This window comes from Streptomyces sp. NPDC007917, from assembly GCF_042959105.1.
GTDB lineage: Bacteria > Actinomycetota > Actinomycetes > Streptomycetales > Streptomycetaceae > Streptomyces.
The window spans coordinates 110,389-125,936 of record NZ_JBIBKK010000025.1 but is presented as its reverse complement, the minus strand read 5'-3'; the positions used below and the strand labels follow the sequence as shown (position 1 = coordinate 125,936).

Here is a 15,548-nt window from a genome sequence, read left to right as displayed (position 1 = left end):
CCGCGCGCCCGGCGCACCCAGGTCACCCCCGGCCAGGTCACCCCCGGCCAGGTCACCTCCGGCCAGGTCGGCCTGGCCGCCGTATGCGCCCCCGGGGACCCCGGCCCCGTATGCTCCCAGACATGATCACGGTCAGGTTGGAGCGGCTTCGGGCGGACCACGCGTCGGCCTTGCTGGCATTCGAGCGGGAGAACCGGGAGTACTTCGCGCGGTCCATCCCGGACCGGGGCGACACCTACTTCGCGGAGTTCGGCTCCCGCCTCCGCCTCCTGCTCGATGAGCAGGAGGCCGGTGTGTGCCACTTCCATGTGGTCCTGGACGAAGCGGGAGAGCTGATCGGCCGGGTGAACCTGATGGACGTCGAGGAGGGCTCCGCCGAGCTCGGCTACCGCGTCGGCGAGCGGGCCGCGGGCCGGGGGGTGGCGACGGCCGCGGTGGCGCAGGTGTGCGGGTTGGCCGTGGAGTCGTACGGGCTCTCGGCCCTCACGGCGGCGGCCACGCTCGACAACCAGGCCTCCACGGCCGTGCTCCGCCGCAGCGGGTTCACGGCCGTGGAGGACATCGAGCTGAGCGGGCGGCCCGCGGTCCGCTACCGGCTCCGGCTCACCGCCCCTCGCTGACCGCCGCGGACGCGGACCACCGGCGAGGCCTCACACCCCCACGTACCGCCGCAGATGGCGGGCGGTGAGCGTGTCCGCGCCGGCCACCAGGTCGGCGGGGGTGCCGGTGAACACCACCTGCCCCCCGTCGTGGCCGCCGCCCGGGCCGAGGTCGACGAGCCAGTCGGCGTGGGCCATCACGGCCTGGTGGTGTTCGATGACGATGACCGTGTTGCCGTCGTCGACCAGGCGGTCCAGCAGGGCCAGCAGCTTGTCGACGTCCGCCATGTGCAGTCCGGTGGTCGGCTCGTCCAGGATGTACGTCGAGGACTTCTCGGCCATGTGGATGGCCAGCTTGAGCCGCTGGCGCTCCCCGCCGGAGAGAGTGTTCAGCGGCTGGCCGAGCCGCAGATAGCTCAGTCCGACGTCCACCAGCCGCCCCAGGACGGCGTGCGCCTGCCCCGAGGGGAAGAAGGCGTGCGCCTCCGCCACCGACATGGCCAGCACCTCGCTGATGTTCTTGCCGCGCAGCGTGTACGTGAGCACTTCGGGCGTGAACCGCTTGCCCTCGCACTCCTCGCACACCGAGGCCACCCCGGCCATCATCGCCAGATCGGTGTAGATGAGCCCGATGCCGTTGCACTTGGGGCAGGCGCCCTCCGAATTGGCGCTGAACAGCGCCGCCTTGACGCCGTTGGCCTTGGCGAAGGCGGTGCGGATCGGGCCCAGCAGCCCGGTGTAGGTGGCCGGGTTGGAGCGGCGCGATCCGCGGATGGGCGACTGGTCGGCCACGACCACCCCGTCCCGCCCGGCGAGATATCCGTGGATCAGCGAGCTCTTGCCCGACCCGGCGACGCCGGTGACCACGGTCAGCACGCCGGTGGGGATGTCCACGTCGACGCTCTTGAGGTTGTGCAGATCGGCGCCCTTGATGGACAGCTGCCCGTGCGGTGTGCGGACCGTCTCGCGCAGCCGCGCCCGGTGTTCCAGGTGGCGCCCGGTGAGGGTGCCGGAGGCGCGCAGCCCGCTCACGTCGCCGGTGAAGCAGATCTCGCCGCCGCTCGTGCCCGCGCCGGGACCGAGGTCCACCACGTGGTCGGCGATGGCGATCACCTCGGGCTTGTGCTCGACGACCAGCACCGTGTTGCCCTTGTCGCGCAGCCGCAGCAGCAGGTCGTTCATCCGCTGGATGTCGTGGGGGTGCAGCCCGACGGTCGGCTCGTCGAAGACGTACGTCACATCGGTCAGGCTGGAGCCGAGGTGGCGCACCATCTTCACGCGCTGCGCCTCGCCGCCGGAGAGGGTGGCCGAGGGGCGGTCCAGGCTCAGATAGCCGAGCCCGATCTCGACCAGTGACTCCAGCAGTTGCCGCAGGTTGCCCAGCAGCGGGGCCACCGATGCGTCGTCGATGCCCCGTATGAACTCGGCGAGGTCGCTGATCTGCATGGCCGAGCACTGGGCGATGTTGACCCCGCCGATCGTCGAGGACAGCGCGGCGGCGCTCAGCCTGCTGCCGCCGCAGTCCGGGCAGTCGGCGAAGACGACGGCCCGGTCCACGAAGGCGCGGATGTGGGCCTGCATCGATTCGCGGTCCTTGGAGAGGTAGAGCCGCTGGATCTTGGTGATGAGCCCTTCGTAGCTGATGTTGTTGGAGCCGACCTTGATCTTGGTGGACTCCTTGTGGAGGAAGTCCGCCCACTCCTGCTCGGTGAAGTCCTTGAGCTTCTTGTCCGGGTCGTAGAGGCCGGAGTTGGCCATGACCTGCCAGTACCAGGTGTCCACGCCGAAGTTCGGGACGGTGATGGCCCCTTCGTTCAGCGAGAGTTCGCGGTCCACCAGCTGGTCGACGTCGATCTTCGACACCTGGCCAAGCCCCTCACACGTGGGGCACATGCCCTCGGGGCTGTTGAAGCTGAAGGCGGAGGAGGTCCCGATGTGCGGGGTGCCGAGGCGGCTGAAGACGATCCGCAGCATGGTGTACGCGTCGGTGGCGGTGCCCACGGTGGAGCGCGAGTTGGCGCCGATCCGCTCCTGGTCGACGACGATCGCGGCGCTCAGATTGTGCAGCCCGTCCACGTCGGGGCGGCTCAGGCTCGGCATGAACGACTGGATGAAGGCCGTGTAGGTCTCGTTGATCAGGCGCTGTGACTCGGCGGCGATGGTGCCGAAGACCAGCGAGGACTTCCCGGACCCGGACACTCCGGTGAAGACCGTGAGCCTGCGCTTGGGGATGTCCAGGGAGATGTTCTTCAGGTTGTTCGCTCGGGCTCCGCGGACCTGGATGACATGGTGGCTGTCGGCCGGGCGGGGTCCGGACGTGGCGTTCACCGCTACTCCTCCTGGAACAACTGTCTGTTGTAGGCTGCATATCTATGTACGCCGTACTCTATACGACGTACAGAGAGATCGGGTCCGCGAAGGAGCGCGGCACGGCGAGGAACGGTGACACGTACACATGGCCAAGGAACGCAGCGGCGCGGGCGACCCGGCCCGCACCCTCGAACTGCTGTGGCGCGAGCCGGCACCCGCGGACGCGCCACCCCGCCGCGGCCCCAAGCAGGGCCTCAGCGTCGACGCCGTCGTCCAGGCCGCCATCGCGCTCGCCGACTCCGGCGGCCTCGACGCGCTGACCATGCGGGGCGTGGCCCAGCGGCTCGGCGTCACGCCGATGACCCTCTACACCTACGTCCCCGCCAAGGCCGAACTGCTGGACCTCATGCTGGACACCGCCTATCTGGAGATGGAGCGCGCCGATTGCCCGGGTCCACCGGCCGCCGCCCCCTGGCGCGCCAGGGTCGAGGCCGTCGCCCGCGAGAACCTTCAGCTGTGCCGCCGCCACCCCTGGGTGGCGACCCTCCCGGCCACCCGCCCGCCGCTCGGCCCCGGGGTCATCGCCAAGTACGAGCACGAGCTGGCCGCCTTCGAGGGCCTGGGCCTGGACGACATCGAGATCGACGCCGCGCTCACCTTCCTGCTCGACTTCGTCCGCTCGGCGGCCCGCGCCGAGCTGGACGCCCAGGCGACCGACCGGGACACCGCGATGTCCGACACGCAGTGGTGGGAGGCCCACGCGCCCCTGCTGGCCAAGATCCTCGACGCCGAGCGGTATCCCCTCGCGGCCCGGGTGGGCAGCGCCGCGGGCGAGGCCCACCAGAGCGCCTACAACCCCGAGTACGCCTTCCGCTTCGGCCTGGCGCGGGTCCTGGACGGCCTCGCCGCGCTCATCGAGTCACGAGCGGATTCCTAGGCCCCCGACAGGTCGCAGCATGGCCACGATGCGCCCCCCGCGCGCCACCGCGCGGGCGGCGCGCACGGCCCGCCGTCTCAGCGCAGCAGCAGCTGGGCGCCGCCCACCACGGTGGCCGCGATCACCAGCCGCTCGAAGAGCCGCTGGTTGATCCGGTCCACGACCGCTTTGCCGATGAACGCCCCGGGGATGACGCACAGCGCCAGACCCGCGTCCAGCAGCAGCGAGTGCCCGTCGATCAGACCGAGGCCGACACTGAAGGGCACCTTGGCGACGTTGACGATCAGGAAGAACCACGCCGAGGTGCCCAGGAAACCGAGCTTCCGGAAGCCCGCGGAGAGCAGATACATCGACATCACGGGGCCGCCCGCGTTGGCCACCATGGTCGTGAAGCCGCCGAGCACCCCGTACGACCCGGCCTTGAGCCGCGCCCTGCCCAGCCCCTCCCCCGCTTCTCCCGCTTCCGCCGGTTTCCCCGCTTCCGCCGGTTTCCCCGACGCCCTTGTCCCGTCCGCTTCCCCGGCCCTCCCGGCCCTCCCCGCCTTCCCGGTCGCGCGCCGACGCCACACCGTGACCCCGGCCATCAGCAGCAGAATCGCGCCAATCGAGGTGCGCACCGCGGCGTCGTCGGCCCACAGCATGAACACCGTGCCCGCCACCACCCCGGCAGCCACGGCGGGAAACAGCCGCACCAGCGTGGCCCAGTCCGCGTGGCGGCGATAGGTGTAGACGGCGAACACGTCGCCGACGATGAGCAGCGGGAGCAGTACCCCTGTCGACTCGCGGGCCGGGAGTACGGCCGCGAAGACCGCGAGACTGACGGTGTTGGCGCCGCTGACCGCGGTTTTGGAGAAGCCGACGAGCGTCGCGGCCCCGGCGAGCGCGACGAACTGCCAGAGAGTGATGGTGTCCATGCCAGGGGCTTATGCTAAGCCCCCGCTGTTCGGAGCCATCAGGCGGCCGTCTCGCCCGACGGGTCTCCCGGCGGGTCTCCCGGTGGGTCTCCCGGCGGGTCTCCCGGCGGCCGGCGACAGGAAATGAGGTGTGGGGCGCCGCCTCCCCGGGTACGGTGCTGCCCATGGGTTCTCTGTGACAGTCCTCGCGCGACCGCGTTGAGCGTTGCTCCGCCGTCGCGCGTTCTTGTGTCCATTTGCCCGTTCTGATCGGCATGGCCGAGAACAGGGGACTCTTCCATGGTTGCCGCACAACTGTCTCTTCAGAACGTCACCCGCCGCTACGACGACCACGTGGTGCTCGACGATGTGTCCTTCACCGTCAAGCCGGGCGAGAAGGCCGGGATCATCGGCGACAACGGGGCGGGGAAATCCACGCTGCTCAGGCTCCTCGCCGGGCAGGACCTGCCGGACAACGGCGAGCTGACCGTGGTCGCGCCCGGCGGCGTCGGCCATCTCGCCCAGTCCCTGGACCTGCCGCCTGCGGCCAGTGTCCAGGACGCCGTGGATGTGGCGCTGGCCGATCTGCGCGCTCTCGAATCGCGGCTGCGCCACGCCGAGGCCGCGCTGCGCGGCCTGACGGGTTCGCGGCTCACGGCGGCGCTGGACACCTACGCGGGGCTGGTCGCCCGGTACGAGGCGCGCGGCGGATACGAGGCGGACGCCCGGGTGGACATCGCCCTGCACGGCCTCGGCCTGCCGGGCCTGGACCGCGCCAGGGCGCTCTCCACCCTGTCCGGTGGCGAGCGGTCACGGCTGGCGCTGGCCGCCACCCTGGCGTCGCGGCCGGAGCTGCTGTTGCTGGACGAACCGACCAACGACCTGGACGACTCGGCCGTGGCCTGGCTGGAGGAACACCTGCGGGCGCATCGCGGCACCGTGCTCGCGGTCACCCATGACCGGGTGTTCCTGGAGCGGGTCGCCACCACGATCCTGGAAGTCGGCGAGGGCAAGGTGTCGCGTTACGGCGACGGGTACGACGGCTATCTCGCCGCGAAGGCCGCCGAGCGCCGGCGCCGGCTGCGGGAGTACGAGGACTGGTGTGCCGAGCTGGCCCGCAACGAGAAGCTGGCCTCCTCGAACGTGGCCCGGCTCGACGCGATCCCCCGCAAAGCGCCGCTCGCCGTGTTCGGCCATGGCGGCTTCCGCAGCCGTGGCCGGGGCCACGGCGCGATGGTCCGTATCCGCAACGCCAAGGAACGCGTCGAACGCCTCACCGGCGATCCCGTCGCCCCGCCACCCGACCCGCTGGTGTTCGCCGCCCGCATCACCACCGCCGACGGCCGGCCGCCGCGGGTGGCGGCCGAGCTCACCGACATCCGCGTCGGGGACCGGCTGTATGTGCCGTCGCTGCGGATCGAAGGCGCGGAGCGGCTGCTGGTCACCGGGCCCAACGGAGCGGGCAAGACGACGCTCATGCGGGTTCTGGCCGGTGAACTGCGCCCGGACGCCGGTACGGTGCACACCCACGGCCGGGTCGCGCACCTGCGGCAGGAGGCCACCTCGTGGCCGTCCGGCCTGACCGTGCCGCAGGCCTTCGCCCACGGCCGGGCGGGCGACCTGGACGAGCACACCGACACCCTCCTGTCGCTGGGCCTGTTCAGCCCGGCCGATCTGCGGCTGAAGGTGGGCGAGCTGTCCTACGGGCAACGGCGCCGCATCGAGCTGGCCCGCCTGGTGACCGACCCCGCCGACTTGCTGCTGCTCGACGAGCCCACCAACCACCTGTCCCCCGCCCTGGTCGAAGAGCTGGAAGGGGCCCTGACGAGCTACTCGGGCGCGGTCGTCATCGTCACCCACGACCGCCGCATCCGCACCCGCTTCACCGGCACCCACCTGGAGCTGCGCGCCGGACGCACGACAGGGGCCCGACAGGAGGAGATCAGCCGCCCAGCACACTCCCCAGGTCGAGCCGCGCGAGGCGTTCGGGGTCGGTGAGGATGTCGAGGGCCGTGATCCGGCCGCCCCGGATCGTGAACGCCATGACCGACGCCACGCGGCCCTCCGCCACCGAGACCACCCCGGGCGAGCCGTTGACCAGCGCCGCGTACCCGGCCTCCGCGATCCGGGCGAAGGTGATGGCCTGCGAGGCCACGTTCTCCGCGCCGCGCCGCAGCAGGCTCGGCCGCAGGGTGCCGCCGTCGGAGCGCGCCACCACATCGGGGTCGAGGACGGCGAGGAGCGCGTCGAAGTCCCCGCCGCGCGCGGCGGTGAGAAAGGCGTCCACGACCTCGCGCCTGTGGGCGATATCGGTGTCGGCGGCGGGCGCGGCCCCTTCCACCCGGCGGCGGGCGCGGCTGGCGAGCTGCCGGGTGGAGGCGGAGGTGCGGCCCAGGACGGGGGCGATCTCGTCGAAGGGGACGGCGAACAGGTCGTGCAGCACGAACGCCAGCCGCTCGGCGGGCGAGAGGGTCTGCAGCACGATCATGAGGGCGATGCCCACCGAGTCGGCGACCAGCACCTCCTGTTCGGGGTCCACCCCGCCCGGGCCGCTGACCACCGGATCGGGCAGCCGGATCGGACCGTCCTCCTGGTCGTACAACGGCTCCTCCCGCCGCGAACCGCGGGAGCGCAACATGTCCAGACACACCCGGCCCGCCACGGTGGTCAGCCAGCCGCCCAGGTTGCGCACCTCGGAGACATCGGAACGGCTCAGCTTCAGCCAGGTCTCCTGGACGGCGTCGTCCGCCTCGTTGAGCGAGCCCAGCATGCGGTAGGCCACCGCGCGCAGATGGGAGCGGTGCTCCTCGAATCGCTGGGCCAGAAAATCTCTTTCGCTCACCCGTCACATCCTCGCGGTCCGGTCCGTCAGTGCAGTGACGGACGCTACCGCCCGGCGCGAAGGACACGGTCCGCCCCCTCGTCCATTTGCGGACTCCCCTTCGACAGGCTTACGTTTAGATCTAAACGTAGCAACTGGAAGGAGCCACCCATGCCCCGCACCGTGCTCATCACCGGGGGAACCAGCGGCATCGGCCTGGCCACCGCCGCCCGGTTCGCCGCCGATGGCGCGGACGTCACCGTCACCGGGCGCCGCCAGGAGACCGTCGAGCGGGCGGCCGAGGAGCTCGGCGTCCACGGTGTCGTCTGCGACGCCGCCGAACCCCACCAGATCGAGGCGCTGACCGCACGCCTCGGCGACACCCGCGGCACTCTCGACGTTCTCGTCAACGCCGCGGGCGGCCTGCCCCGCACGGCCACCGGTGCCGGTTCGCCCCTTGCCGACGTCAGGGCCCAGTGGGAGGCCAACTGGCGGCAGAACCTGATGACGGCCGTCCTGACCACCACCGCTGTCCGCGAAAGGCTCGCGCCCGGCGGCACGGTCATCAGCATCGGCTCCATCGGCGCCGAACGGGGCGGCGGCGGCTACGGTGCGGCCAAGGCCGCGCTCGCCGCCTGGAACGCCTTCCTGTCCGCCGAACTCGGCCCACGCGGCGTCACGGCCAACGTGATCTCGGCCGGGTATGTGGCGGACACCAACTTCTTCGGCGACGGAATGACCCGCGAGCGCCACGACGCCCTCGTCGCCGAGACCCACAACAAGCGCCCCGGCACCCCCCGGGAGATCGCCGAGACCGTCTTCTTCCTCGCCTCCCCCGGCGCCCGGCACATCACGGGCCAGACAGTCCACGTCAACGGGGGCGCCTTCACGACCCGTTGACCACCGGCCGCGCCGGCCCGCCCCGTGACCCGAGAACATCCAGGTAGTGCTGGTTGTACATCACCCCGAGGACATTCCCGAACGGGTCGACCACGGACGCGGTGACAAAGCCGGGCCCACGCTCGACCGGCTTCTCGTGCACCGTGGCCCCCATGGACAGCAGCCGGTCAAAGGCGGCCTGCGCATCGTCCACATGCCAGTAGACCACCACGCCCTCACCCTCGCCCGACCGGCAGCCCACGGCGAACCGGCGGTCGACGATGCCGAGTTCATGCTGATAGTCGCCGATGCGGAACTCGACATACGCGGGCGTCCCCTCGACCGGTCGCACGAAGTACGGCTCGATGCCGAGCAGGTCGGTGTACCAGCTCCGGGCGGCGGCGACGTCGTCGGCGAAAAAGGTGACGGTGGTGAGTCCTCGCAGCATGGGGTTCTTCTCCTTCGATCGGTGACTGTGACCATCCTCCGGCTTGAAGTGCTCACCAAATGAGCACTTTATGAGCGAGTCTGGAAACATGCGCGCCGACCGCCTCATCGCCACCCTGCTGTTCCTCCAGGCCCGCGGCCGGGTGACCGCCGCCGAGCTCGCCAACGAGCTGGAGGTGTCCGTGGCCACCGCCCGCCGCGACCTGGAGGCGCTGTCGGCGGCGGGTGTCCCCGTATACCCCCAGCCCGGACGCGGCGGCGGCTGGTCGCTCGTCGGGGGCGCCCGCACCGATCTCAGCGGTCTTTCGGCCACCGAGGCGCAGGCCTTGTTCCTGCTGGTCGGCCCGGCCGCGGCGGTCTCGGCCGAGGCCAAGGCGGCGCTGCGCAAGCTCGTGCGGGCGCTGCCGCACACCTTCCGGGCCGACGCCGAGGCAGCCGCCGCTGCCACCATGACCGACCCGGCCGGCTGGGGTGAGCGGGAGCGCGCCCGGCCCGAGATGATCGAGCGGCTCCAGGCCGCCGTGGTCCACCGCCGGAAGGTCCGCCTGACCTACGACAACCACGCCCGGGAACGGACGGACAGGCTGGTCGACCCCTGGGGCCTGGTCGACAAGGACGACACCTGGTACCTGATCGCCGGCACCGAGCGAGGGCGGCGCACCTTCCGCGTCGACCGGATCGTCGCGGCCGAGGTCACCTACCAGCCCGCCGAGCGCCCCGACGACTTCACGCTCGCCACCGCGTGGCAACAGGTCGTCGGCGAGGTGGAGCGGCGGCGTTCACACACCTGGGCCACCGTGCTCATCGAGGCCCGGTACGTGTCGGTCCTGCGCGACCGCTTCGGGCGCCACTGCCACCTCGACACCGAACTCGACGGCGGCCGCGCCCGGGTCCGCGTCGCCGCACCGACCCCGCTGGACATCGCCCGGCACCTGGCCGGCTGGGGCACGCTGATCGACGTCCTGGAACCGCCCTCCGTCCAGGCCGAACTGGCCCGGATCGGCGCCGAGCTCACCGACCGCTATGGGCCGCCTTCGTCAGGAAAGCGTCCAGATCTGGGTCGTCACGACGTAGAAGACAACGCCCCAGAACACGGTCACCGCGGCGACGATGCCGAGGCCGACGAGGTTGGTCTTCGCCGCCGATTCGTCCGGTGACGGCCTCAGCCACCGCTTGAGCAGCCGGTTCACGTAGTAGGGCATCGTCAGGAAGCTCATGATGAAGCTGGACAGCAGGTTCCCCACCAGCAGCCCCAGCCAGAGCGGCATCTTCAGCGGCGACAGGGCGAGCGTCAGCAGCACAACGGTCGGGTACAGGCCGACCCACACCGCGATGGCGGTCTTGGTGTCCGAGGGCGGCGGTGCTTCCTTGCCGTTCTCCTCGAAGGCGAACCAGCTGCCGAACGAGTCGTCGATCGTGCGCAGTTTGAAGTCGTTGAACTTCTGGCCTTCAGCGAGAAGTTTCTGCCGCTTGGGCGACGTCAGCCAGGCGTCGAGGTGCTCGGCGTTGTCGAATCGGTACAGCGTGGTCCATTCGTCCTGAAGTCCCTCGATGGGGCGGAAGAGCTCGGTTCCGCGAAAGCCCTTGAATGTGCTCTCCTCCTGGTTCATGTGGCGCTGCCAGTCGAGGAATTCGTCGACCTGGTCGGGGTGGACGCGATGGGTGACCACGACGGTCACCAGAGGGTCCATGGGCTGTGTGCAGCCGCTGACCACCTGCTGGGTTGCGGGGCCGTCAAAGTATTTGCCGCCGATATCGAGAAAACGCTGCCTGGTCGCGCCGTTCATCCACGCTTGCAGATGGGCTATCGAGTCGAATCGGTAGACGACCACCCAGTCGGGTTGCAGGGGTGTCGGCCGGGAGATCTCGTCACCGAGGTATCCGGGGTATTCGGCGGCAGCCGCGTTGACGTCCCGCTGCCACGCTTCGTACTCCCGCTCGAGCCCGGGCAGGACCTTCAGGCCGATGATGACCGTCGCCGCGGCGTCTTCGAGCTTCTCGGCGTTCATGTGCTCAGTCCCTCGGCACCGGCTGGTCTTCGTTGAGCCGGCTGTAGATCCGTTCGGGCGTCAGGGGCAGCGCGCGGTAGCGGACGCCGGTGGCGTCGTGAAGGGCGTTCGCCAGCGCGGGGGCCACCGGGTTGATGCAGCATTCCGCGATCCCCTTCGACCGCAGGGGGCCAACGGAGTCCGCCGAGTCCGCCAGGAGCACGTCGGTGCGGGGGATGTCGGCGTAGGTGGGGATGCGATAGTTGCGCAGGTTCGGGTTGGCCATGGCACCGTCCGCGCCGACGTGGTGGTTCTCGGTCAGCGTGAAGCCGATTCCCTGGGCCACACCGCCTTCCACCTGTCCCCGGACCTGCGCGGGGTTGATGACCACGGCGGCGTCGGTCGCCTGGACGCTGTGAAGGATACGGATCTCGCCCGTCACCCGGTGGACGGCGATCCGGAAGCCCTGCGTATTGGAGGTGACGCTTCGGGGCGAGCCGTAGGCCTTGCGGGCGGCGGTGAGTCGAACTCCGCGCGCTCGGGCCAACGCGGCGAGCTCGGCCAACGACACGCGCCGGTCGCCGCAGACGACACCTTCTTCGTCCATCGAGCACATCGCGGGACGGACACCCAGGTGCGCGGCAGCCAACTCCAGTATGCGGTCGCGGACAGCGTTGGCCGCTCGGAGTACCGCGTTTCCCGCCACGAAAAGGCCTGCGCTCGCAAAGGCGCCGGTGTCGAATCCCGTGCGGTCGGTGTCGGATTGCACCAGGCGAATCCGCGACGGCGTGGTGCCCAGCTGGTTGGCCGCGATCTGGACATGCGCGGTCGACGTGCCCTCGCCGAATTCGACGGTGCCGACGGCCAACTCGTACATGAGGTCGTTGCCGAGCGTGACCCAGGCCTCGGAGATGTGTTCGGTCGGTGGCGCGGTCTCGTGCACGGAACTCGCGACGCCGACCCCGACGAGCCAGCCGGGCCCGGGGGGCGGCTCATGGGCCGTACGGGCCATGGCGTCATCCACGAGATCGATGCACTGCGCGAGTCCGTCCTCGGCGATCACCACGTCGTCGGGGCCGTCGTGCATGGCGACGAGCGGATCACCCGGTCGCACGATATTGCGTCGTCGCAGTTCGAGCGGATCGATGTGCAGGGTGCGTGCCAGTTCGTCCATCGCCGATTCCACGGCGAACGCCGGTTGTGTCATCCCGTAACCGCGCAGCGCCCCGCTGGGAATGGTGTTGGTGTAGACGGAGAACGCGTCGTACTTCTTGTTGGGGCAGCGGTAGATCATGACGGCAGCGCCGCCCGCGTACAGCGTTTCGCCGCCGTGGTTGCCGTAGGCGCCCGTGTTCGACACATTGCGGACCTGGAAGGCCGTGAGTGTTCCGTCCGCCTTCGCGCCGAGCTTGACCGTCAGCGTCATCGGATGCCGCGTCGAAGCGGTGGTGAACTCCTCCTCCCGGGTGTACTCGAAGCAGACGGGCCGCCCGGTGTCCAGGGTGGCGAGCGCGACCAGGTCCTCCGAGATGACTTCCTGTTTGCCGCCGAAGCCGCCACCGACGCGTTTGCAGAACACCCGGAGCTGGTCCGGGCGCAGCGCGAACAGATAGGCGAGTTTTCCTTTCGCCACCGACGGCGACTGCGAACTGGTGCGGACGTTCAGACGACCGTCGTCCATCCAGGCAATCGAGCCGTGGGTCTCGAGATGCGCGTGTTGCACTCGCGGTGAGGAGTACGTGCCTTCGTGGATCACATCGGCTTCGGCGAACCCCGCGTCGATGTCGCCGAGGTGCGAATGGATCTCGAACAGGATGTTGTGGACGGGATCGCGGACGAATGGATCGTGCGTGCCGTGCAACTGTGGCGCCCCGTCGGCCATGGCCTCTTCGGGGTCGAATACCGCCGGTATCACCTCGTATTCCACGTCGACCCTTCGGCAGCCCTCTTCTGCCGCCCGCACGGTGTCGGCCAGGACCGCGACGACGCGTTGGCCGACGAAGCGGACCGTGTTGTCGAGGATGAAGGTGTCGTCCGGGTCGACGAGATGGTCGGTGTGGATCGCCGTAGTGAAGCGCTTGCGCGGGACATCTTCCCAGGTGTAGACGCGATGCACACCGGGAACCGCGAGTGCGGCGGTCTTGTCGATCGCCACGATCCGGGCGTGCGCGTGCGGTGAGTGCACCATCTTGAGGTGCAGCATGCCTTCGATGTGGGTGTCCATGGTGAACTCGGCACGACCGGTCACCACGTCGTCGGCTGCCGGGGCGCCGACGCTCGTCCCGACGGCCTTTCCCGGGGCGGCGGTCTCCACGCCGGCGACGCCCTTCACGGCATCCTCGATCCCCCGATAGCCGGTGCAGCGGCAGAGGCTGCCTTTCAATGCCCGGGGCAAGTCCTCTTTCTGGGCCTCGGTGAGCGCTGCCGCCGTCATGATCATCCCTGCGCTGCAGAAACCGCATTGGAACCCCGGGGCATCGCGGAACTGCCGTTGCATGGGATGCAGATCGCCGGGTGAGCCGATGCCCTCGATCGTCGTCACCTCCCGGCCCTCTGCGCGGTAGGCGGGGGTGATGCAGCTGTGTACCGGATCGCCGTCCAACCACACCGTGCAGGCACCGCAATCGCCCGCGTCGCAACCCTTTTTGACGCCATAGTGGCCGAGTGAGCGGAGGAAGGTGCGCAGACACTGCCCGGGGGCTGGTTCTTCGTCGAAGCTCTTGCCGTTCACGACGTATGTCATGCCGGGCCCCTCGCCATGAGTTCGCGACGAATCTCTTCGGCGAAGTGCTTTGTCAGGTGGCGACGGTGATCGGGGGTCCCGTTGGGATCGGCGAACCAGACCTCTTCGGGGATGGCCTCGATGCTCTGCCGCAGGGTTCGGTCATCGGGCATGGTGTCGAAGGCGATGCGCACAGGCCGTGTCGTACCGGCTGTGACGGTGAGCACCAGGTCGCTGGTGCCCGGAGTTTGAGTACCGATGAGGAATACCGTCGAACGACCGAGGCGGGTCAGCGTGAACCGGCGGTGCGCGGCGCGTTTCCTCAGGGCGCGCGCCGGAATGTCGATGCGCCGCAGGATTTCCCCGGGGGTGAGAATGTTCCGGTTGTTTCCGGTCACGAAGTCGGCGGCATCGACGGTGCGCACGGACCCGTCGGGTGCCCACAACTCGTATGTCGCCTCGAGTGCGACCGTCAGCGTGATCATTGGGCCGGCGGGCAAGGACAAGCAGATGTTGCCGCCGACGGTCGCCGAGTTCCAGACCTTGAACGAGGACAGGAACGCCTCGCAGCTCTTCGTGAAGAGGGTGCCCGCGATCCCAACTCCTGGCAGCGCAAAGGCGTACAGGTCGCGGATGGTGCACGTCGCGCCGATTTCGAGGCCCGCGTCGCTCGGGACCAGGGGATCCCAGTGCAACGCCGTCAGGTCGATCAGGCGGCGCAGGCTCGGCTGCTCCGCGGAGAACAGCCACGTTCCCCCGGCGAGCCAGGTGTCGCCTTCGCGCCAGTCCGCGCCTGGCCTGCCGGAGGGCCGCCGGACGACTTCGGTGATGGTGTTGAGGTCCAAGGGAACTGACCTCCCTCGCGGCGTATTCGCGCGGCGACTGCCTACCGAACTCGTTCAACCGATCGACAGAATCGAATTCCGCCCGCCGTGGTCGAACTTCTTCCGACTTCTCCAGGAAAGACCGGCGCGCACAGATATGTCGATTATATCTCCGGACCGGCCGGGCTCGCCAAGTCCGCGCGCAGCCGCTCGGGGAACGCGACACCGGTCAGCTCCTCCGACACGGTCCACAGGCGGCGGGCCGCTTCCGGGTCGCCGGCCGCCCGGGACCGTCCGACCAGCGTCGGGGCGCCGCGCATCTCGCCGCGGCCGTCCGGCCCGATGTAGGCCGCGCCGGGCAGGTCCTGGACCGCGGCGTACAGCGTCGGCAGCGCGCCCGCCTTGCTGTCCTGCGCGAAGACCCGGTTGCCCACCCGCAGGGCCGCGCGGCGCAGGAAGCTGGCGTCACCGCCCTGCAAGTTGGTGGCGGCCCATCCGGGGTGCGCGGCCAAGGCGCGCACGCGCGAGCCGGCCTCGGTCAGTCGGCGCTGGAGTTCCAGGGTGAACAGAAGGTTGGCCAGCTTGGACTGGCTGTAGGCGCGCGTCGGGGAGTACTCGCCCGTCAGGTTCAGGTTCTCGAAGTGGATGTGGTTGTCGCCCGGAATCCGGTGCATGCCCGAGGAGACGGTCACCACGCGGTCGGTGATGTGCGGCAGCAGCAGGTTGGTCAGTGCGAAGTGGCCGAGGTGGTTGGTGCCGAACTGCAGCTCGAAGCCGTCCTTGGTGGTGGCCTCGGCGACGTTCATGACACCGGCGTTGTTGATCAGCAGATCGAGGTCGCCCCGCCAGGAGGACGCGAACCGGCGGACCGAGGCGAGATCGGCCAGGTCGAGCGGGCGTACCTCCAGGGTGCCGCGCGCGCCGGTCAGGGTCGCGGCGGCGGCCTCGCCGCGGCGGGTGTCCCGTACGGCGAGGACGACGTGGGCGCCGGCCCGGGCCAGGGCGTCGACGGTGGCGATGCCCAGGCCGCTGTTGGCTCCGGTGACCACGGCGGTGCGACCGGTCAGGTCGGGGATGTGGGTGGCGTTCCAGCGGGGTGTGTTCATGGTCTTCGACATGCGCACCAAT

The 15,548-nt window shown here is 69.9% G+C and carries 13 protein-coding genes; 5 read left to right on the top strand and 8 right to left on the bottom strand.

Going from position 1 to position 15,548, the window contains the following annotated elements:
• Positions 1–122 precede the first annotated feature (122 nt).
• Positions 123–620 (top strand): GNAT family N-acetyltransferase, encoded by a 498-nt coding sequence (locus ACFZDL_RS36060; protein ID WP_353594673.1) that lies wholly within the window; start codon positions 123–125, stop codon positions 618–620.
• Positions 621–650: 30 nt separating this feature from the next.
• Here ACFZDL_RS36060 and ACFZDL_RS36055 read toward each other — a convergent pair whose 3' ends face one another.
• Positions 651–2,927 (bottom strand): excinuclease ABC subunit UvrA, encoded by a 2,277-nt coding sequence (locus ACFZDL_RS36055; protein WP_353594672.1) that lies wholly within the window; start codon positions 2,925–2,927, stop codon positions 651–653.
• Between the two features lie 127 nt (positions 2,928–3,054).
• Here ACFZDL_RS36055 and ACFZDL_RS36050 point away from each other — a divergent pair, with 127 nt between their 5' ends.
• Positions 3,055–3,846, top strand: coding sequence for a TetR/AcrR family transcriptional regulator (locus ACFZDL_RS36050; RefSeq protein WP_353594671.1), 792 nt, complete (start codon positions 3,055–3,057; stop codon positions 3,844–3,846).
• A 77-nt stretch (positions 3,847–3,923) separates the two neighbouring features.
• Here the strand turns inward: ACFZDL_RS36050 and ACFZDL_RS36045 are convergent, their stop codons facing one another.
• Entirely contained in the window at positions 3,924–4,760 is an 837-nt protein-coding gene (locus ACFZDL_RS36045; RefSeq protein WP_353594670.1) for a sulfite exporter TauE/SafE family protein, read from the bottom strand.
• A 279-nt stretch (positions 4,761–5,039) separates the two neighbouring features.
• Between ACFZDL_RS36045 and ACFZDL_RS36040 the strand changes: the two genes are divergently transcribed.
• On the top strand, positions 5,040–6,737 hold the full coding sequence (locus tag ACFZDL_RS36040; protein ID WP_353594669.1) for a TlrC/CarA/OleB/SrmB family ABC-F type ribosomal protection protein: 1,698 nt from the start codon (positions 5,040–5,042) through the stop codon (positions 6,735–6,737).
• On the opposite strand, the gene ACFZDL_RS36035 is transcribed toward ACFZDL_RS36040, so the two are convergent.
• Positions 6,682–7,581: a sigma-70 family RNA polymerase sigma factor gene (locus tag ACFZDL_RS36035; RefSeq protein WP_353594668.1), complete on the bottom strand. Its 900-nt coding sequence runs from the start codon at positions 7,579–7,581 to the stop codon at positions 6,682–6,684. The two genes, ACFZDL_RS36040 and ACFZDL_RS36035, sit on opposite strands and share 56 nt — an antisense overlap.
• A 150-nt stretch (positions 7,582–7,731) precedes the next feature.
• On the opposite strand from ACFZDL_RS36035, the gene ACFZDL_RS36030 reads away from it, so the two are divergent.
• Positions 7,732–8,460 (top strand): SDR family oxidoreductase, encoded by a 729-nt coding sequence (locus ACFZDL_RS36030; protein WP_353594667.1) that lies wholly within the window; start codon positions 7,732–7,734, stop codon positions 8,458–8,460.
• Here the strand turns inward: ACFZDL_RS36030 and ACFZDL_RS36025 are convergent.
• On the bottom strand, positions 8,447–8,887 hold the full coding sequence (locus ACFZDL_RS36025; protein WP_353594666.1) for a VOC family protein: 441 nt from the start codon (positions 8,885–8,887) through the stop codon (positions 8,447–8,449). The two genes, ACFZDL_RS36030 and ACFZDL_RS36025, sit on opposite strands and share 14 nt — an antisense overlap.
• Positions 8,888–8,957: 70 nt before the next feature.
• Between ACFZDL_RS36025 and ACFZDL_RS36020 the strand changes: the two genes are divergently transcribed.
• On the top strand, positions 8,958–10,043 hold the full coding sequence (locus ACFZDL_RS36020) for a WYL domain-containing protein (protein ID WP_353594665.1): 1,086 nt from the start codon (positions 8,958–8,960) through the stop codon (positions 10,041–10,043).
• Here ACFZDL_RS36020 and ACFZDL_RS36015 read toward each other — a convergent pair.
• From ACFZDL_RS36015 to ACFZDL_RS36000, 4 genes are all read right to left on the bottom strand, one after another.
• Entirely contained in the window at positions 9,924–10,895 is a 972-nt protein-coding gene (locus ACFZDL_RS36015; RefSeq protein ID WP_353594664.1) for an antibiotic biosynthesis monooxygenase, read from the bottom strand. The two genes, ACFZDL_RS36020 and ACFZDL_RS36015, sit on opposite strands and share 120 nt — an antisense overlap.
• Positions 10,896–10,899: 4 nt before the next feature.
• Positions 10,900–13,617: a molybdopterin-dependent oxidoreductase gene (locus tag ACFZDL_RS36010; RefSeq protein WP_353594663.1), complete on the bottom strand. Its 2,718-nt coding sequence runs from the start codon at positions 13,615–13,617 to the stop codon at positions 10,900–10,902.
• The gene (locus tag ACFZDL_RS36005) at positions 13,614–14,441 is read right to left on the bottom strand and encodes an FAD binding domain-containing protein (RefSeq protein WP_353594661.1); all 828 of its coding nucleotides are present in this window, start codon (positions 14,439–14,441) and stop codon (positions 13,614–13,616) included. Before ACFZDL_RS36005 ends, ACFZDL_RS36010 begins: the two co-directional genes overlap by 4 nt.
• A gap of 143 nt (positions 14,442–14,584) precedes the next feature.
• Positions 14,585–15,538: an oxidoreductase gene (locus ACFZDL_RS36000; protein ID WP_353594660.1), complete on the bottom strand. Its 954-nt coding sequence runs from the start codon at positions 15,536–15,538 to the stop codon at positions 14,585–14,587.
• Positions 15,539–15,548 lie beyond the last annotated feature (10 nt).

Excerpts from the sequence above, each read along its gene's own strand:
- ACFZDL_RS36045 (WP_353594670.1), bottom strand. The coding sequence starts at position 4,760 with ATGGACACCATCACTCTCTGGCAGTTCGTCGCGCTCGCCGGGGCCGCG.
- ACFZDL_RS36010 (WP_353594663.1), bottom strand. The coding sequence starts at position 13,617 with ATGACATACGTCGTGAACGGCAAGAGCTTCGACGAAGAACCAGCCCCC.
- ACFZDL_RS36060 (WP_353594673.1), top strand. The coding sequence starts at position 123 with ATGATCACGGTCAGGTTGGAGCGGCTTCGGGCGGACCACGCGTCGGCC.
- ACFZDL_RS36050 (WP_353594671.1), top strand. The coding sequence starts at position 3,055 with ATGGCCAAGGAACGCAGCGGCGCGGGCGACCCGGCCCGCACCCTCGAA.
- ACFZDL_RS36015 (WP_353594664.1), bottom strand. The coding sequence starts at position 10,895 with ATGAACGCCGAGAAGCTCGAAGACGCCGCGGCGACGGTCATCATCGGC.
- ACFZDL_RS36025 (WP_353594666.1), bottom strand. The coding sequence starts at position 8,887 with ATGCTGCGAGGACTCACCACCGTCACCTTTTTCGCCGACGACGTCGCC.
- ACFZDL_RS36000 (WP_353594660.1), bottom strand. The coding sequence starts at position 15,538 with ATGTCGAAGACCATGAACACACCCCGCTGGAACGCCACCCACATCCCC.
- ACFZDL_RS36020 (WP_353594665.1), top strand. The coding sequence starts at position 8,958 with ATGAGCGAGTCTGGAAACATGCGCGCCGACCGCCTCATCGCCACCCTG.
- ACFZDL_RS36040 (WP_353594669.1), top strand. The coding sequence starts at position 5,040 with ATGGTTGCCGCACAACTGTCTCTTCAGAACGTCACCCGCCGCTACGAC.
- ACFZDL_RS36030 (WP_353594667.1), top strand. The coding sequence starts at position 7,732 with ATGCCCCGCACCGTGCTCATCACCGGGGGAACCAGCGGCATCGGCCTG.